General features: G+C 65.5%; 14 protein-coding genes. 9 read left to right on the forward strand and 5 right to left on the reverse strand.

The genetic code is table 11. The features are described from left to right. Positions 1–52 precede the first annotated feature (52 nt). From ACUDTM_RS09500 to fhuE, 3 genes are all read left to right on the forward strand, one after another. Positions 53–535: an Lrp/AsnC family transcriptional regulator gene (locus ACUDTM_RS09500; RefSeq protein ID WP_334271272.1), complete on the forward strand. Its 483-nt coding sequence runs from the start codon at positions 53–55 to the stop codon at positions 533–535. A 77-nt stretch (positions 536–612) separates the two neighbouring features. After that, positions 613–1,164 carry a M23 family metallopeptidase gene (locus ACUDTM_RS09505; protein WP_334271273.1) on the forward strand — a complete coding sequence of 184 codons (552 nt, stop codon included), beginning with the start codon at positions 613–615 and terminating at the stop codon, positions 1,162–1,164. 185 nt (positions 1,165–1,349) lie between these two features. Further along, positions 1,350–3,506: a ferric-rhodotorulic acid/ferric-coprogen receptor FhuE gene (gene fhuE, locus ACUDTM_RS09510; protein ID WP_334271274.1), complete on the forward strand. Its 2,157-nt coding sequence runs from the start codon at positions 1,350–1,352 to the stop codon at positions 3,504–3,506. A 132-nt stretch (positions 3,507–3,638) separates the two neighbouring features. On the opposite strand, the gene ACUDTM_RS09515 is transcribed toward fhuE, so the two are convergent. Further along, positions 3,639–6,449, reverse strand: a complete 2,811-nt coding sequence (locus tag ACUDTM_RS09515) for a TonB-dependent receptor (RefSeq protein WP_425520596.1) — start codon at positions 6,447–6,449, stop codon at positions 3,639–3,641. A gap of 293 nt (positions 6,450–6,742) precedes the next feature. Between ACUDTM_RS09515 and ACUDTM_RS09520 the strand changes: the two genes are divergently transcribed. Then, entirely contained in the window at positions 6,743–7,201 is a 459-nt protein-coding gene (locus ACUDTM_RS09520; RefSeq protein WP_353080355.1) for a hypothetical protein, read from the forward strand. A 9-nt stretch (positions 7,202–7,210) separates the two neighbouring features. On the opposite strand, the gene ACUDTM_RS09525 is transcribed toward ACUDTM_RS09520, so the two are convergent. Then, positions 7,211–7,618 (reverse strand): ExbD/TolR family protein, encoded by a 408-nt coding sequence (locus tag ACUDTM_RS09525; RefSeq protein ID WP_088497183.1) that lies wholly within the window; start codon positions 7,616–7,618, stop codon positions 7,211–7,213. Positions 7,619–7,769: 151 nt separating this feature from the next. On the opposite strand from ACUDTM_RS09525, the gene ACUDTM_RS09530 reads away from it, so the two are divergent. After that, on the forward strand, positions 7,770–9,755 hold the full coding sequence (locus ACUDTM_RS09530; protein WP_088497184.1) for a transglycosylase SLT domain-containing protein: 1,986 nt from the start codon (positions 7,770–7,772) through the stop codon (positions 9,753–9,755). A 205-nt stretch (positions 9,756–9,960) separates the two neighbouring features. Next, positions 9,961–11,181 (forward strand): multifunctional CCA addition/repair protein, encoded by a 1,221-nt coding sequence (locus ACUDTM_RS09535; protein WP_072167162.1) that lies wholly within the window; start codon positions 9,961–9,963, stop codon positions 11,179–11,181. Between the two features lie 48 nt (positions 11,182–11,229). Here ACUDTM_RS09535 and ACUDTM_RS09540 read toward each other — a convergent pair whose 3' ends face one another. Beyond that, positions 11,230–11,664: an SseB family protein gene (locus tag ACUDTM_RS09540; protein ID WP_072167163.1), complete on the reverse strand. Its 435-nt coding sequence runs from the start codon at positions 11,662–11,664 to the stop codon at positions 11,230–11,232. A 685-nt stretch (positions 11,665–12,349) separates the two neighbouring features. Between ACUDTM_RS09540 and ACUDTM_RS09545 the strand changes: the two genes are divergently transcribed. Both ACUDTM_RS09545 and ACUDTM_RS09550 read left to right on the forward strand, forming a co-directional pair. After that, positions 12,350–12,988 carry a hypothetical protein gene (locus ACUDTM_RS09545; RefSeq protein WP_072167164.1) on the forward strand — a complete coding sequence of 213 codons (639 nt, stop codon included), beginning with the start codon at positions 12,350–12,352 and terminating at the stop codon, positions 12,986–12,988. Continuing rightward, positions 12,985–14,469 carry an XVIPCD domain-containing protein gene (locus ACUDTM_RS09550; RefSeq protein WP_445391283.1) on the forward strand — a complete coding sequence of 495 codons (1,485 nt, stop codon included), beginning with the start codon at positions 12,985–12,987 and terminating at the stop codon, positions 14,467–14,469. Before ACUDTM_RS09545 ends, ACUDTM_RS09550 begins: the two co-directional genes overlap by 4 nt. A 91-nt stretch (positions 14,470–14,560) precedes the next feature. Here the strand turns inward: ACUDTM_RS09550 and ACUDTM_RS09555 are convergent, their stop codons facing one another. Then, positions 14,561–14,887 carry a hypothetical protein gene (locus tag ACUDTM_RS09555; protein ID WP_072167166.1) on the reverse strand — a complete coding sequence of 109 codons (327 nt, stop codon included), beginning with the start codon at positions 14,885–14,887 and terminating at the stop codon, positions 14,561–14,563. Then, positions 14,884–15,927: a S41 family peptidase gene (locus ACUDTM_RS09560; protein WP_438915071.1), complete on the reverse strand. Its 1,044-nt coding sequence runs from the start codon at positions 15,925–15,927 to the stop codon at positions 14,884–14,886. The genes ACUDTM_RS09555 and ACUDTM_RS09560 overlap by 4 nt, the downstream gene beginning before the upstream one ends. 409 nt (positions 15,928–16,336) lie before the next feature. Between ACUDTM_RS09560 and ACUDTM_RS09565 the strand changes: the two genes are divergently transcribed. Continuing rightward, positions 16,337–16,771, forward strand: a complete 435-nt coding sequence (locus tag ACUDTM_RS09565; RefSeq protein WP_072167168.1) for a hypothetical protein — start codon at positions 16,337–16,339, stop codon at positions 16,769–16,771. Positions 16,772–16,823: the final 52 nt, after the last annotated feature.

Consider the following 16,823-nt stretch of genomic DNA (forward strand, 5'->3'; position numbering starts at 1 on the left):
GCGCCGAGCACTTGGCTCAATTGACAGCCTGTTCGTGCAACTTCTGCTCGCCATGGCCACCGCCCCCGTGCTCGACAGCTTCGACCGCGCCATCCTCGACCTGCTGCAGCGGGACAACACCCTGCCGCAGCGCGAGATCGCCGAGGCCGTGCACCTGTCCACCCCGGCCGTGCAGCGACGCATCAAGCGGCTGCAGGACAGCGGCGTGATCGCGGCCAATGTGGCGGTGATCGATGCCGCAAAGATCGGCCGGCCGCTGACCATCATCGTCGAGGTGCGCGTGGTCAGCGAACTGCGTGAACGCGTGGCGCCGTTCAAGCGCCGCGTGCAGGACGACCCGGCCGTGCAGCAGTGCTACTCGATCACCGGCGATGGCGATTTCCTGCTGCTGCTTTCGGCCGCGTCGATGGAGGAGTACGAAGCGATCACCGAGCGCCTGTTCGGTGACGATGACAACATCGAGCGCTTCCGCACCTCGGTGGCACTGGGAACGTTGAAGCGCAGTTTCGAAGTGCCGCTGGCCCCGGTTCTGTAGCGCTGAGCCATGCTCGACTGCGCTTTGACCACAAAGTAACAGCCGCCGAGCATGGCTCGGCGCTACAGTCGGAGACCATGAACATACCGCCCTCCCCCGCCCGTCGCCTGCGCCGCTGGCTGCTGCGCGGCCTGTGGCTGGTCATCGCGATCGTTGCCGCGATGGCGCTGTGGAACAGCCCATGGGCTGCTGCACCGAAACTGCTGTGGACACTGTCGCGGATGCCTCCGGCCACCGAGCTTCCGGTGCCGGTGGAAGGCGTGCGGCCCCGCCAGATCGCCGATACGTTCGGCGCTCCGCGCGGCCGTGACCGCTCCCACGCCGGCATCGACATCTTCGCCAGGCGCGGCACCCCGGTGCGCAGTGCCACCGCCGGCGTCGTCGTGGATGTCAGCGACCGCGGCCTCGGTGGCCGCCAGGTGTGGGTGATCGGGCCCGGGCGCGAGCGCTACTACTACGCCCATCTGGACGACTGGGCCGAGGGCCTGGCGCGCGGCCAGGTGGTCCAGGCCGGCGACCTTCTCGGCCACGTCGGCGACAGCGGCAACGCCAAGGGTACGCCGCCGCACCTGCACTGGGGCATCTACGGCGCCGACGGCGCCCGCGATCCACTGCCGCTGCTGCGCTGAACGCCGTGTGCTGCGTCGAGTCCTGCGCGAGCGCCTTCCGCGTTCATCATTTGTAAATAGGAATAGTTCGTATTACCATTTCTTTCGTTTCCGGTGGTGCCAGGACGGCCTGCCCGCCCGTTTCCCACCCGTAGCGCCTCGCCTTCTGGATGCTGGCCGAGCGCGCGTGCTCGTCCAGGACCCCCATGAACCGTTCCGCCTTCCGTATCCCGCAGCCGCAACGGCTGTCCGTTGCCGTGCTCGCTGCACTCTGCGCCGTGGCCCCGGCCGCCTTCGCCGACACCGCCGCCGACCCGACCACGCTCGACAAAGTGGTGGTCAAGGGCGAACGCGCCGAAGGCTATTCGGTGCGCCGCACCTCGGCCGGTACCCGCTTCGACCTGGCGCCGCGCGAGATCCCGCAGTCGCTCAGCATCATCAGCCACCAGCGCATCGAAGATCAGAACCTGGACGACATCATCGACGTGCTGGCCAACACCACCGGCGTCAGCAGCACCCAGTCCGACAGCGAGCGCACCGAGTTCTATTCGCGTGGCTTCTACATCGACAGCTACCAGTTCGATGGCCTGCCGACGCAGATGGTGCAGAACTGGAGCTACGGCGATTCCGGCCTGGACCTGGCGCTGTATGACCGCGTGGAAGTGGTGCGTGGCGCCACCGGCCTGCTGACCGGTGCCGGCAACCCGTCGGCGTCGGTGAACCTGGTGCGCAAGCACGCCGACAGCGCCGAACTGACCGGCAGCGTCTCGGTGAACGTCGGCAGCTGGGGCCGCACCCGCAGCACCGTGGACGTGACCACCCCGCTGAACAAGAGCGGTTCGGTGCGCGCCCGCGTGATCGGCAGCTACCTGGACACCGACGCGCAGATGGACCGCTACAACCAGCACAAGACGCTGGGCTACGCCGTCATCGACGCCGACCTGACCCCGGACACCCAGCTGAGCGTGGGCTACGACTACCAGCAGAAGCGCGCCAACGGCGCCACCTGGGGTGGTTTCCCGATGCTGTTCTCCGATGGAACCAGCACCGGCTACGACGAATCGTTCAATCCGAACCCGAGCTGGACCTACTGGGACACCACCAGCAAGCGCGCGTTCGCCACGTTGGAACACGCCTTCAACGATGACTGGAAAGTCCGCATCGGCGCCACCCACGACGAAACCAGGGCCGACGACAAGCTGTTCTACCCGGCCTACAACGACTGGGTCACCGGCGCTTCGTTCTTCGACAAGAACACCGGTGCCGGCATTTCGCCGTCGGCCGGCTTCTACAACACCGAACGCAAGGTCAATGCGGTGGACGGCTACTTCAGTGGCACGTTCGAGCTGTTTGGCCTGAAGCACGAAGTGATGGGCGGCCTGAGCTACAACAGGCGCGAGTACGCCAACTACGGCGACTACCAGATCGGCGGCGCCGGCCTCGCCTGGGACCCCTTCTCCAGCTACTGGAACGGCAACATCAGCGAACCGAACTGGAATCCGCTGGCCCTGGCCAGCGAAGGCACCATCACCCAGAAGGCCGCCTATGCTGCAGCACGCCTGTCGCTGGCTGATCCGCTGAAGTTGATCGTGGGCGCGCGCTACACCGACTGGAAGAGCGAAGGCGAAGGCGCCGACCGTTCGCACAAAGTCACCACCCCGTATGCGGGCCTGGTGTTCGACATCAACGACACCTACTCCACCTATGCCTCGTACACCGAGATCTTCCAGCCGCAGATGCTGAAGGACCGCAACGGCAGCTACCTGGACCCGGTGGACGGCAAGAGCTACGAAGTGGGCGTGAAGGGTGCCTGGTTCGACAACCGACTGAATGCCTCGGTGGCGGTGTTCCGCATCGAGCAGGACAACGTCGGCCAGTCCACCGGCGAGCCGGTCATCGGCGGCACCGGCGGCGAAACGGCCTACGTGGCCGCGCGTGGCACCGTCAGCCGTGGCTTCGAGTTCGAACTGAACGGCGAACTGGCACCCGGCTGGAACGCGACCTTCGGTGCTTCGCGCTACGTGGCCAAGGACATCAACGGCGCCGACATCAACACCAACCTGCCGCAGACCGCGCTGAAACTGTTCACCAGCTACACCCCGCAGTCGCTGCAGGCACTGACCGTCGGCGGCGGCGCCAACTGGCAGAACCGCATCTACTACGCGGTGCCGGCTTACGGCCGCATCGAACAGAGCGGCTACGCCCTGGTCAGCGCCTTCGTGCGTTACCGCCTGTCGCCGGAATGGAGCGTGCAGGCCAACCTGAACAATCTGCTGGACAAGAAGTACTTCTCGCAGATCAACGGCTACGGTGCGTACGGCGATGGCCGCAATGGCTCGCTGACGTTCACCTGGGCGTTCTGATCAGACGCGGGGTACGACCGCCCCGCACCTGTAGAGCCGAGCCCATGCTCGGCTCAGAGAATCAGCCGAGTGCGGGCTCGGCGCTACATCCGCAAGGCAGCGCCGGAACTGACCGGCGCTGCCCCCCTCACATCAGAACCGCAGGTCCGCGCGCAGGTACCAGTAACGGCCACGCGGGATGTCGTAGGTCGAGGCGTCATACCCGTTCAACGAGCACGACAGGCAGATCGGCGGATCCTTGTCGAACACATTGTTCAGGCCCGCGGTCAGCTGCAGCCCCTTCATCCAGTCGATCTTGTAGCCCACCTGCATGTCGTGGAAGGTGGTGGCCGAGAGCGTGTTGGTGCCGTCGGCCTGGTTGCTGCACACCGGGAATGCCACGGCATCGCCGCAGTTCTCGGTCAGCTCGGAGATGTGCCGCACCGTCCAGTTCGCACTCCAGCGGTCCATCGTCCAGGCGATGCTGGCGTTGCTGGTCCACTCCGGAATGGAGCTGTCGGCCACTTCCACGCCCGGCTTCTGCGGCTGCTTCTGCCCGGCCGCGCCGGTGGCTTCGTAACGACCGACGAACGTGTTCTTCCACGCCAGCTTGAACTGGCCGAAGGAGGTCTGCGGCAACGTCCAGAACAGGTCCACGTCCCAGCCGTCGGTCTTGATCGAGCCCAGATTGGTCAGGCGGTTGTTGAAGCTGCTGACCGCACCGGTGCTGGCGCGGGTGATGCCATCGCAGTACAGCGGGTCGAGCGTGTCCACGCACAGGTCCAGCTGGGTCTGCGCGTTGATGGCCTGGATCGCACCATCGATGGCGTGGCGGTAGAAGGTCACCTCCACATCGAAGCGCTCCGACCACGACGCGTTGTTGCCGAACCACGGGCTCCACACGAAGCCGGTGCTGAAGCTGCGCGAGCGCTCCGGTTCCAGATCACGATTGCCGCCGGTGGTCACCGAGATCTGCGAGTTGGCCTGCTGGAAGCCGGCCGGCACGCCCAGCGCGGCACAATTGGCGGCACTGCCACGTGGCGGCGTACCGCCCAGGCCCACCGAGCACGGATCGAACAGCTGCAGGTCGGCACGTGCGGCCGAGCCGTACAGTTCGCCGATGGACGGTGCGCGGAAACCCTCGGCGTACGTGGTGCGCAGCACGAAGTCATCGGTCACCTGCCAGCGCAGGCCGTACTTGGGCGTGAACTCGCCACCGAAAGTGGAGTAATCCGAATAGCGGCCGGCCAGGCTCAGGTCCAGCTTCTTGCCGAACGAGGAGTCGGCGAAGATCGGCACGCTCAACTCCAGGTAGGCCTCGTTGACGTCGTAGGAACCGGAGGTCGGCTGCGACGGCACGCCGTTGTAGTGGCCGATCACCGTCAGCGGATCCGGCTGGTACCAGCCCTCGTACTTGCGGTACTCGAAACCGGTGGCGAAGGACACCGGGCCGGCCGGCAGCGAGAACAGCTCGCTGGACAGGTTGGCGGTGAACAGGCTCAGCTCGTTCTGGCTGCGGTCGCGCACCACCGGCTGGATCCACTTCAGCATGTCCGGGGTGATCGAACCGACGCCACCGAAGATGTTCAACGGCACGCAGCCCGGGGTAGCCGCGCACACCGCCGGGTCACCCAGCGCCATGTTGACGTTGTAGATGTTGTAGCTGCCGTAGTTGGTCTGTTCGGCCTTGTTCTTGCTGTACATGCCGTTGACGTCCCAGTACCAGCTGCGGTCGGCCGCCTGGAAGTTGCCGACCAGGCCGGTGGCCACGTAGGTCGTGTTGACCTCCTGCTTGAACACGCGCGCACCGCCTTCCACCGGGCGACGGCCGATCAGGCTCATGTTGCCCGAGGACACCAGGTCGAAGCCGAACGGGTTGTACGGATTCAGGCGCGAGACCACGATGTTGTCGGCCAACGGATTACCGGTGGCGCCATCGGGGCCGAAGAACAGCGGCTCGGGGCCGGCCTGGTTGGTCGACTCGCGGCGGTTGCCCAGTGCCTTGATGTACCACTGCATGTTGTCAGTGATGTCGAAGCGGAACTGGCCGAACAGGCCCTTGCGCTCGGACGGCGTGAGCACCATGTTGTATTCGGCGAAGTTGAAGCGGTCGGCGCTGGTGAAGCAGTGGTAGTCATCGCTGCGGTTGCAGCCGGCGCTGCCGTCGTAGCGCGGGTTTGGCACGCCGCTGTTGGGCACGATGTCCTGCTCGGCGCCGGTGTTGGGGTCGACGAAGGCGAAGCGGCCCTGTGGAATGCCGCCGCTGCCGAAGGCCAGGCCGGTGCCCGGAATCGGGAAACGTGACTGCTCGCGATCCTTGGCGAATACCGGGTCCTGCTTGGTCCAGCTGGCGCCCAGGAACAGGCTGAAGCGATCACCGCTCTTGCCCCACGCCAGGTCCACGCCCTTCTGGGTGCCGTCGCCCTTGCTGTACTCACCATAGTTCAGCGTCACCTGCCCGCCATCGAAGTCGCGGCGGGTGATGATGTTGACCACGCCGGCGATGGCATCGGAGCCGTACAGCGACGACGCGCCGTCTTCCAGCACCTCGATGCGTTCGACGATGGCCAGCGGAATGGTGTTGAGGTCGGTGGCCGCACCGACGCCCGATGCGGACGACTCGTTGACCCAGCGGATGCCGTCAACCAGCACCAGCACGCGCTTGGCACCCAGGTGGCGCAGATCGACCTGCGCCGAGCCGGCACCCACGCCACTGCCATCGGGCGGGAAACCGAAGTTGCCGGACGAGTTGAACTTGGCGTTGAGCGCAGAGCCGGAACCCGTGAGCTGCTGCAGCACTTCACCGATCGAGGTCAGGCCGGTGCGTTCGATATCACCGCGGGTCAGCGTCTGGATCGGCACCTGGCCTTCGACTTCAGCGCGCTTGATGCGGGTACCGGTGACTTCCACCGCGTCGAGGTTGGTGGTGGATTGTGCAGCGGCACCCAATGGGGCCAGGGCCATCACGCACAGCGTGACGGCAACCGCCAACGGGCGGTGGTGCAGGTGATTCATTCGCTCTCTCTCCAAAGGAATGTCGGGACATGGACTGCCGCGCTCCCCCTGCATGGCGGCAGCGTCTCCTTTGTAAACAAGCGGTAAAAATCACGGCGTGACGATCGACACTCTTTCACGCGGAATTGACGCAATTGCATGACATTTGCGTCAGATGAATGCCGTTTAGAACCGGACGGTAATGTTCCGCCGCTTCGCTTTGATGCTGGCCGCGACAGCGCGCGCCGGAAACTGCCGCGCGCATGAAAGTGCCTTTGCCGAACCATTTCAGGAATAGTCTGAAATTCCTTCATTCAGAAGGCCCGCTTGATCGACCCGGTGCAGACTCGCACCTCCAGCCATTCGCGGGCGGATCGATCATGAAAGCACTAACTGCCGTGCCGAGCGTCATGATGGTGATCACGCTGCTTCTTCCTCTGGCAGGCGAATCGAGGGCAGGCGGCGTGATCGAGTGCAACAACTGCCTCTCTCCCAGCGATGCGGCCTCGGCCTCAGGAGAGGGGTGGACGGTTGTGGTGGATTTCGAGAGAGCCGAGTTGACCGCTTTCGACGTTGAACATGACTCTGAGACCAGAAGGTGGCGAGCACATCCGACCCCGGTTCCGGCGCAGATTGAAATGGCTTTTCTGCGGATCCTGGATGCGACGCTGTCAGCAGGGCAAGCGCCGCTCATGCTGCAATCACCGCATGAGCGGCAGTGAGACAACGCTCTATCGCACGAAGGCAATCCGCTCCATGCCGGTCGCCTCGGCCGCAGCCAATATCCGCGCCATGCCTTCGTACTCGGCCGCCGGATCGGTGGCGATGCGCAGCTCCGGCAGATTGCCGGCATGTTCGCCCACCTGTGCCTGCAGGCGCGCCTGCAGCTCACTGATCGCCATCGGCTGGCCATTCCAGCTGAGCTGGTTGCCAGCGTCCAGGCGCAGCTCGATCGGCGGGGGCGGTTCGGGACGGTCAACCACGCGATCGGTGGCCTGCGGCAACTGCACGGCAATCGGCCGGGCCACGATCGGCGCGGTCACAATGAAGATGATCAACAGCACCAGCATCACATCCACCAGTGGCGTGACATTGATGTCCGCCAGCGGGCCGCTTCCTCCTGCGCTACTGAACGCCATGTGCCGCTCCCTGCAGCCGGGCCGTTCGCCCAGGGCCGACGTTACGACGCCTGCGACCCCGTGCGGCAGGGGCCTGCGCGGATTCATTCAGCTGTCGTTGCCGACGCCGGGCGTGCACGCAATGCGAAACTGAATTCAGCCATCGCCCGCTATGCTGGTCGCCATGACCCGACGCACTTCGACCGCCCTGTCCCTGCTGCCCTTGGCCACCACGCTGCTGATCGGCTGCGCCAATGCCCAGTCCCTCGATGCCCAGAACGCGCAGCTGAAAGCCGCGATCGCAGCCGCCGAACGCGGCCAGTACGATCCTGGCCAGGCCGCTGCGCTCAGCCGCCATCCGGCCTATGGCTGGCTGGAGTACGCCGACCTGCGGCGCAACATCGACACCGTCGATACCGCGCAGGCGCAGGCCTTCCTCAAGCGCTATGACGGCCAGGCCGTGGCCAGCACCTTCCGCAGCGTGTGGCTGCCCTCGCTCGCACGCCGCCAGGACTGGCCGACCCTGCTGGCCAACTGGGCGCCCACCGACAACCCCGGCCTGCGCTGTGCGCAGCTGACCGCGCGCCAGGTGACGGGCAGGGTCGATCCGCAGTGGATCAGTGAAGCGCAGGATCTGTGGCGCAAGAACGGCAAGTCGCTGCCGGACGGCTGTGATGCCGTTTTTGCCGTACTGCAGGCACAGGGTGGCCTGAGCGACGCCCTGCGCTGGGAACGCATCGATGCCGCCGCCGATGCCCAGCAACCGGCGGTGATGCGCAGCGCCGCACGCGGCCTGCCCGCCGCCGACCTGGCGCTGGCGAACAATTACGCAGCCTTTGTCGACAAGCCCAATGCCAGCGCGTTGAACTGGCCGCGCAACGAGCGCAGCCGGCGCATCGCCACCGATGGCCTGGCCAAGCTGGCCAAGGCCGACCCCGGCGCCACCGAGCAGCAGCTGCCGCAGTACGCCCAGGCGCTCGGCCTGAGTGCCGACCAGCAGGGCCAGGTGCTGTACCAGATCGCGCTGTGGACGGTGGCCTCCTACCTGCCCGATTCGGCACGCCGCCTCAACGCGGTACCCGAATCGGCCTACGACGAGCGCCTGCACGAATGGCGCGTGCGCGAAGCGATGTCGCGCGGCGACTGGCCGGCAGCGCTGGCCGCGATCCGCAAGATGGGCAGCAAGCAGCGCAGCGACCCGCGCTGGCGCTACTTCGAAGGCCGCATGCTGGAAAAAACCGGCCAGGCCCAGCAGGCGCAGCCGCTGTTCCGCGAAGCCGCACGCGCACCGACCTTCCACGGTTTCCTGGCCGCCGACAAGCTGCAGCAGGGCTACACCCTGTGCCCGTGGAAGCCGAACGACAGCGCACAGGCACAGGCGGTGATCGCGCGCGACCCGGCCATCCAGCGCGCGATGGCGCTGTACCAGATCGACCGCGCCGGTTGGGCCGTGGCCGAATGGAACAGCGCGCTGTCGCGCTTCGATGACACCCAGCGCCGCCTCGCCGTGCGCGTGGCGCAGGACAACGGCTGGTTCGACCGCGCCGTGTTCGCGCTCGGCAAGCAGCCGCAGGAACAGCGCCTGTACGACCTGCGCTTCCCGCTGCATCACGACGCCACCATCCGCCGCGAATCGGCACGCAACGCGATCGACCCGGCCTGGGTGGCCGCGGAGATCCGCGCCGAGAGTACCTTCACTCCGCGTGCGCGCTCGCCTGCCAATGCCATGGGCCTGATGCAGGTGCTGCCGGCCACCGGTGCCAGCGTGGCCAAGTCGATCGGCCTGACCGGCTACGGCGGCGCCGACAGCCTGTACGACCCGGACACCAACATTGCCATCGGCACCGCCTACCTGCGCCAGCTGATGAACAAGTACGACGGTCTGCCGTACGTGACCATCGCCGCCTACAACGCCGGCCCGACCCCGACCGCACGCTGGCAGGGCCAGCGCCCGGGCTTCGATCCGGACCTGTGGATCGAGACCATCAGCTACAAGGAAACCCGCGAGTACGTTGCCCGCGTTCTGGCCTTCAGCGTGATCTACGACTGGCGCCTCAATGGTGATGCCCTGCCGCTGAGCGACCGCCTGATGGGGCGCCTGGTGGACAAGCGCAAGAAATTCAGCTGCGCGGCCGACGCCGAGCAGGGTGGCGATTGACCGCAACACGGTACTGCCGGCTGCTGGCCGGCATTCCCCGGTATCCATTCCGTGGGGAGGGAAACGATGAGCCTGCTGGCCTGGCTCGGGCTGGCCGCTGCATCGGTAGTGCCGGCCGCTGGCCGGCAGCTTCGGGGTGACTGCGGTTGCCGGCCAGCGGCCGGCACTACCGGAACATCTGCGCCTACCGTGCGATCATTCCCCCATGAAGATCTATCTTGTCGGCGGCGCCGTGCGCGACCGCCTGCTGCAGCGCCCTGCCGGCGACCGCGACTGGGTGGTGGTTGGCGCCACGCCTGCGCAGATGGAAGCGCAGGGCTACACAGCGGTTGGCCGCGATTTCCCGGTGTTCCTGCACCCGAAGACCGGCGAGGAATACGCACTGGCGCGCACCGAGCGCAAATCCGGCCGCGGCTATCGCGGCTTCGTGGTCGATGCTGATCCGGCGGTGACGCTGGACGAAGACCTGCAGCGCCGCGACTTCACCATCAACGCGATTGCCTGTGACGAAGACACCGGCACGCTGGTGGATCCCTATGGCGGTGTGCGCGATATCGAGCAACGCGTGCTGCGCCACGTTGGCCCGGCCTTCGTTGAGGATCCGCTACGCGTGCTGCGCGCGGCCCGGTTCATGGCGCGCTTTGCGCCGCTGGGCTTTACCGTCGCCGAAGAGACCATGGCGCTGATGCGCGAGGTCGCCGCCAGTGGCGAGCTGGACGCGCTGGTGCCCGAGCGCGTCTGGCAGGAACTGCGCAAGGCGCTGGTCAGTGAGCGGCCCTCCGCCTTCCTGCGCACACTGCACGATGCGCATGCCCTGGGCCCGATCCTGCCCGAACTGGAAGCGCTGTACGGCGTGCCGCAGCGTGCTGAGTTCCACCCGGAAGTCGATACCGGCATCCACCAGGAAATGGTCAGCGACATGGCCGCGAAGCTGGCCCCCGGCGATGACCTGGTCGGCTTCGCCGCGCTCACCCACGACCTCGGCAAGGGCCTGACCCCGCCGGAGGAATGGCCGCGCCACATCATGCACGAGCAGCGCGGCATCAAGCCGCTGAAGGCACTGTGTGCGCGGTTGAAGATTCCAGCCGAGCACCAGCAGCTGGCTGAAGCGGTGTGTCGCGAGCACTTGAACGTGCACCGCATCGACGAACTGCGCGATGCCACCGTGCTGGAACTGCTGGGCCGCTGTGATGCGCTGCGCCGGCCGGAGCGCGTGGCGCGCATCGCACTGTGCTGCGAAGCCGACAAGCGTGGCCGTCTCGGCTTCGAGGACGCCGACTACCCGCAGGGCGAAACGCTCAAGCGACTGCACCAGGCGGCGTTGTCAGTGCAGGCGCGGGATCTGGATACCACCCATCTGAAGGGCCCGGCCATCGGTGAAGCGCTGGCCAAGGCGCGGGTGAAGGCGATTGCCGCCGCCCGCTGAAGCACCTGGTAGTGCCGGCCGCTGGCCGGCACCCCTATATCACTGGCTTCAATGCGCCATCCCACGGGTAATCGCCGCCGCACGCTGCTTCAGCTGGGCCACGGCATCGGGAATCATCTCCATGCCCACGTCCAGGCCCGGGTTCAGCACCAGGCCGACGCCCTCGCCGATGCCGGCCAGCAGCGCGTGCACCGCGATCGGCATGGCATGCGCGAACTGCGGCAGCTGCTCGTGCCACAGGCCCGCGCGCTCGGGGGCAGTGAACACCGCGAACATCGGCTCACCGCTCTCGCTGGTCAGCACCAGCGGCGAGATGCTCTCGTCCCAGGCGCCATCTTCGCCGATGGCCTTGTCCAGCAGCACGAACGCCGTCGAGGTCAGCAGGCCGTCGAGGAACTGCGCTGCGGTCAGCGTACCGTCCTGGGCCTGCAGCAGGCGCACCTCGAGGTCGTTGAGGGGTTCGAACGGGGTGTCGTGGTCCATGGTCGGTTCCGGTACGTGGTTGCAGGGCAGACTTTAACAGGCCTAGGGTGAGGCACGACAGCGCATTGGCAGGGACACGCAGGGCGTCGGCGACCGTTATTCCAAAGCGCCCAGCGCTCACCGGTCTGGATCCAGCCAAAGGGAATCGGGGCCGCGGAAATCTTGATGGCCTTGGGAGGAAAGCACGGCGGGCAGGATACGGCCGGCCGCTGATTCTGCGAACGCTGCTCCCCCCTGAGCCGTTCGACGAGGTAATTGTTAAGACCCTGCTCCAACAGTTTGACGAAATCGTCAATGTGTCCGATTCGCTTCTGACCCTGTGCCGGCGTCGCTTCACTCAATCCTGGAAGGACGTTGAGACTGGCATGACCGAGAGCTTTGAGCACGGCTGGAGCGGATCGTATAGTCGGATGACGTAGAGCAACGGAACGCCGATGAACGCTACCTCGCAAGGCCTCGCGCCACAGGCATGCATGGATGAAGGCCAAGGAAGCTGGCAGCACGAGCAGCGCAACCTGTCAGATGTGCACCGTAGCGCGGTACATGGCGCCGTCTTCCTCGGCCTTCCCTCCTGTCCAGCCGATCAAGGATCAGGGCAATCCTGCCGGTATCGTCACGCGCAGAGAACCGTGCCCCGTAGTAACCCTGAAGAGGCGCCTACCTCAATCAGCGACATGGACCGCTCATGCTGAAACCCTCCCCCCCCCTCACTCACGTGGCGTTGATCGCCTTGATCACACTGGCCGTTACTGGATGCAACAAGGAACGCTCATACCCGGTCTATCGCGAGAATCCTGCACCCAAGGATGCACTACCGATTGTGATCCGGGTCCACGATGCGCCTGTGGAGCTCACCCTCCCGAAGGTTTTCGTCTCCTACGAGATAGATCCGCTCTGCCTCCCACCGATCAACAACTACGAGGGTGTGCAGTACGCCCCCCAACGGCAGTCAGTAGAGTTCCCAGTACAACGCGTCAGTGCAACCGAGTTCAGCAGCACCGTGTTCGAGGACGGCATGGCAGTCGCTGACTATTACGGGCGTGGGCCATGCGAATGGAAACCCAGCATCATTCGAGCTTCATTCCCAGTCATTTCCGAGGGACGCGAAGGCTTCATATCAGTTGCCGTCCACCATCTCGAACTGAAGAAACTACTCACATCGATTTCGTACGCAGACAGTCAAATGACCCTGCAAACAAAGAGTTCGACGCCTGGGTGGGTGCGAACGCAGTCCCAGTATAGCTACAACAGATTGTCTGATATCGAGAAGCAGAAGTACTTTGCCATAGAGATATCGTCTCCTTCGAAAGGAATCGTCCCATGAGACCTCTAACCAATGCAGCCCTGGCCAATGCAGCCTACTCCCCACCGTCACATCCAGCTCCAGGCGATAAGGAATCGCTGCGCGTTGATGGTGAAGACTTCGAAGTTCTAGGGCGACGTGACGCAGTCAGCGGCTATCAAGGCGTTGTGTACCGGAACATCAAGACCAACGAGATCATCATCGCCCACCGAGGCACCGAGTTTGATCGCCAGGCCATACTTGATGGCGGCGTCGACGCAGCGATGGTCAGCGCCAGAGTCAACGCACAGATTAATGATGCCCTCGTACTGACCAAGCAGGCAATCAAGCAAGCTGAGGAAAACGGATATGGCCCGGTGTACGTCACTGGACATTCCCTAGGCGGCGCACTCGCGCAGATCACTGCCCACCACTACAATCTTCCTGGCGACGCCTTCAACCCCTACGGCGCTGCCGGGCTGGCGTATCGCCTGCCTGAAGGCCAGCCGGCCAATGCGGCGCCCTTCACCAACCATGTGATGGCGGGCGACCTGGTTAGTGCGGCCGGCCCTCATTACGGCAAGGTTGAGATGTACGCACTCCCCAAGGAACTGGGAGTCTTGCGCGATGCCGAGCAGGGCCAGCGCATCGCCTCGCTCGTATCGCTTGGGATGAAAAGCGGCCATGTCATGTCCGCTGCGGTTGCGGTCCAGTTGGGTGATTCCCATCGAATGGTTCACTTCATTGACCGTATGACCGACAAGGGCCCAGTGCAGTCCGTACTGGACGACCCCGAGGCGCGGATCACTGATGCCGAGGACCTACGCCGGATAGCGGAGTATCGCAAAGACATCCACCAGTTGCGGCTGGGGGCGACCGTACTTGTCGGCGGTGGCCCTGGACTCCTGCGCGACGGGGTCAATCACCTTCGCGGCACTGAGGAAGCCGGAGCGTACGCCCGTCGCGAAGCCGAAGCCGTGCAGCGCGCAGAAAGTGCATTGAAACCTGGGGAGCGTCTGGTCCATGAGACAACCGAAAAGGGCTCGCCCTCTCTAAGCCACCCAGGCTTTGCTCCCAAGAGTCCATTGCAGGAAAGCATCGAATCAACCTTGGACAAGGCAGGCCTGGATCCCCGAACGGACGGCCACCCCGACCATGCGCTCTACCGGCAGATTCGCGACGGTGTATCTGCCGTGGATGCCAAGCACGGGCGCAGCTTCGATGAAACCAGCGAGCGAATGACGGCCAGCCTGCTTGCAAAGGCCAAGCACAGCGGCCTGGAACGCGTCGATCATGTTGTCTTGGGCGATCCTCCCAGCGATGGTTCAGGCCCTCGCATGTTCGTCGTGCAGGGAGCGCTCGACAATCCGGCACACTTCCGGGCGTCGATCGCGGTCAGCGAGGCCGTCAATACACCCGTAGAACAGTCGCTCGCCAAGGCCGAGCAGACTTCGCAGGCACAGCAGGTCGCCCAGCACGAGCAAACCCAAGAGCAGATTCGAACCGCGATGCGCATGGGCTAGGCCAGCGTGATTGCTTGGCCCTACTTGAGGCCGGCGCCCGTTGGAACGACCTGCTGAGGCCATGTCGGCCCGCCCTCTCTCTCTAGGAGGCCTACAGGTGCCGCCACATCCATCCGGCCACCGCCAGCCCCGCCACCACCACCAGCATCAACGGCAGGCCGAAGCGGTGCCGCCACGGGATCGGCACCCCACCCAGCTGCTGGTCCATGGTCTCGGTATCCAGCACCCAGCCGTGCTCGCAACGGGTACAGGCCAGTTCGTAGCGGCGCTGGTAGGTGAAGCCGAACAGCAGGTCGATGCGCGCCATTTTGTAGCGCAGCTGCGGGGCGAATTCGGTTTCGGTCTGGCAGCGCAGGCAGTGGTGGGCTTCGGTGGGGCCGACGATCAGCACCCGTTCCTGTTGACCGATCAGGATCATGACCGGGTGCCTTGGCAGGCGGGCTGGGCCAGCAGCCAGGCTTGGGCGGCGGCCACGGTGGCGGCGTCCCCGTCGACGCGCTGGTCGGGCTCGATCTTCAAGCCATCACCACGATCATTGCGGTCCCGCATCACGCTGGTGGTAAGCAGCAGGCGACTGCCATCGGCAAGCGTGTGCACGACATTGCCAGTGGATACACCCGCAGTAGGCTGACCGAAACTCCGCGTCTGCGGACGACCACGCCACGCCAGCACCGAGGCCTCGCCCGAACTGCCGGTGCGCGGCCCGAACAGCACCGCCACCGGCGCGCCGGGCTGCCGCAGCACATAGCCGGACTGGCCGAAGTCCAGCACCGACTTGCCTGCACGCTGTACAGCGGTCGCGGTCAACGTCCAGCGCTCCGGCCCCTGTGCGGCTTCGAACGCTCCCACATCTTCGTTGTTCACCACCGAGGTGCGCAGCAACGGTGCCATGCCCAGCAGCATCGGCCACATGTTGCCACCGCTGTTGTCACGCAGGTCGACGATCCAGCCACAGCGCATGCCGTCGTCCTTGCTACGGATTACCTGCTGCCACCGCGCGGCGCGCTGGATGTCCTGGCGGAATTTCTCCTGCGGCGTCGCGCCGGGCATAGGGGCATAGCCCTCGATGACCACCCAGCCGATGCGCGCATCCACCGCATCGACGGCCTTGGCCTGGTCCACGGCGGCGGCACCGGCCTGCTGCGCGCGCGCAAGGGATTCACGCTGGCGCTGGGTCGTGGTCCATGCACCATGGTGGCCGGTGCTGAGCGCAATGGCTTCGCGCAGAACGGCCAGCCGTTGCGCGGGGTCGGCCTGCGCCGATTGCAGGCGGATGCGGATGGCGGGCCAGTCCACCCGATCGCGATACAGCGCCTGGCGTTCAAGCAGGCTGAGGATCTCGGCCAGGGCCTCCGGCGAGGGCACCTCGACCGTGCTTGGCGTATCGGCCATGGCGCCGGTCGCCAGCAACACGAACATCAGCGCGCCGATGCGACGCACTCCCTTGCGAACCTGCATGCGACGCTTCCTTGTCGTTGAGTCAGGACCGCAGCATAACCGGGGCATGATCGCTTGCGCCACGCGCGAACCGTCGTATCCGGCCCGGTCGCTGGTTGCAGCAAGGCGGCTTGCGTGCAGTCACTACATTGCAACTTTGCCCATGTCATCGCGGCGCACAACGCGCCAAGGTGGCCCCCGTCGGCGCTTCCTGCGCTGACCGGGATTGCCGTCCCGAATCAAACATCGAAGCGATCGATTTGCCGCATCAGCGGCAGTCGCGACAATGCACCGGCTTGCCCATGGTGGGCGGTGCGTGGGGATCCTCGTGATCCGTCGGCTTTTTCGCTTTGATTTTGACCGGCACGCCAACCCGCACCGCCCGCCACCTTGCATCCCGCAGGTGGCCTTGCCTTGTGAGGTTGCTGCCATGAACACGCCCTACCCCACCTATCCGCGCCTGCAGGCACTGCTCGGTGCTGCATTGCCCGACCTGCAGCTGTCCACTACGGCAGCCGAAGCGCTGGAAGATGCGCTCACCGAAGCCGACGAACAGGCGCCGCAGTCGGCGTTCTTCGCCCGGTTGCGCGGCATCGCACACAGCCACGGAGCCGACGGCCAGGCGTGGCGCGAGCGGCAACTCAGCGAGGCGCGCGGCCGGGAACTGGCCGAGGCGACGCGCTGTCTTGCCGCATTGTCCGCCTGCGGCGGTGTGTTGCTGGCGGCGCAGTCGGCGCGCGAGATGGATGATGCGCAGGTGCAGTGTCCGCCACAGGTGGAGGAAGGGTTGCTGCATGCGGTGGTGGTGTTGGCCGATCATGCCGGGGCGTTGGTGGAGCCGGATGCGTGCGCGCCGTTGTCGTAGAGCCGAGCCTATGCTCGGCTGCACTGTGCTCGTGGCGTCGGTAGGTTCAGTG

The organism is Stenotrophomonas maltophilia group sp. vghtpe118 (assembly GCF_052605195.1).

Coding starts and splice junctions, on each gene's coding strand:
- ACUDTM_RS09500 (WP_334271272.1), top strand. CDS start 53: ATGGCCACCGCCCCCGTGCTCGACAGCTTCGACCGCGCCATCCTCGAC.
- ACUDTM_RS09505 (WP_334271273.1), top strand. CDS start 613: ATGAACATACCGCCCTCCCCCGCCCGTCGCCTGCGCCGCTGGCTGCTG.
- fhuE (WP_334271274.1), top strand. CDS start 1,350: ATGAACCGTTCCGCCTTCCGTATCCCGCAGCCGCAACGGCTGTCCGTT.
- ACUDTM_RS09515 (WP_425520596.1), bottom strand. CDS start 6,449: ATGGCCCTGGCCCCATTGGGTGCCGCTGCACAATCCACCACCAACCTC.
- ACUDTM_RS09520 (WP_353080355.1), top strand. CDS start 6,743: ATGAAAGTGCCTTTGCCGAACCATTTCAGGAATAGTCTGAAATTCCTT.
- ACUDTM_RS09525 (WP_088497183.1), bottom strand. CDS start 7,618: ATGGCGTTCAGTAGCGCAGGAGGAAGCGGCCCGCTGGCGGACATCAAT.
- ACUDTM_RS09530 (WP_088497184.1), top strand. CDS start 7,770: ATGCTGGTCGCCATGACCCGACGCACTTCGACCGCCCTGTCCCTGCTG.
- ACUDTM_RS09535 (WP_072167162.1), top strand. CDS start 9,961: ATGAAGATCTATCTTGTCGGCGGCGCCGTGCGCGACCGCCTGCTGCAG.
- ACUDTM_RS09540 (WP_072167163.1), bottom strand. CDS start 11,664: ATGGACCACGACACCCCGTTCGAACCCCTCAACGACCTCGAGGTGCGC.
- ACUDTM_RS09545 (WP_072167164.1), top strand. CDS start 12,350: ATGCTGAAACCCTCCCCCCCCCTCACTCACGTGGCGTTGATCGCCTTG.
- ACUDTM_RS09550 (WP_445391283.1), top strand. CDS start 12,985: ATGAGACCTCTAACCAATGCAGCCCTGGCCAATGCAGCCTACTCCCCA.
- ACUDTM_RS09555 (WP_072167166.1), bottom strand. CDS start 14,887: ATGATCCTGATCGGTCAACAGGAACGGGTGCTGATCGTCGGCCCCACC.
- ACUDTM_RS09560 (WP_438915071.1), bottom strand. CDS start 15,927: ATGCAGGTTCGCAAGGGAGTGCGTCGCATCGGCGCGCTGATGTTCGTG.
- ACUDTM_RS09565 (WP_072167168.1), top strand. CDS start 16,337: ATGAACACGCCCTACCCCACCTATCCGCGCCTGCAGGCACTGCTCGGT.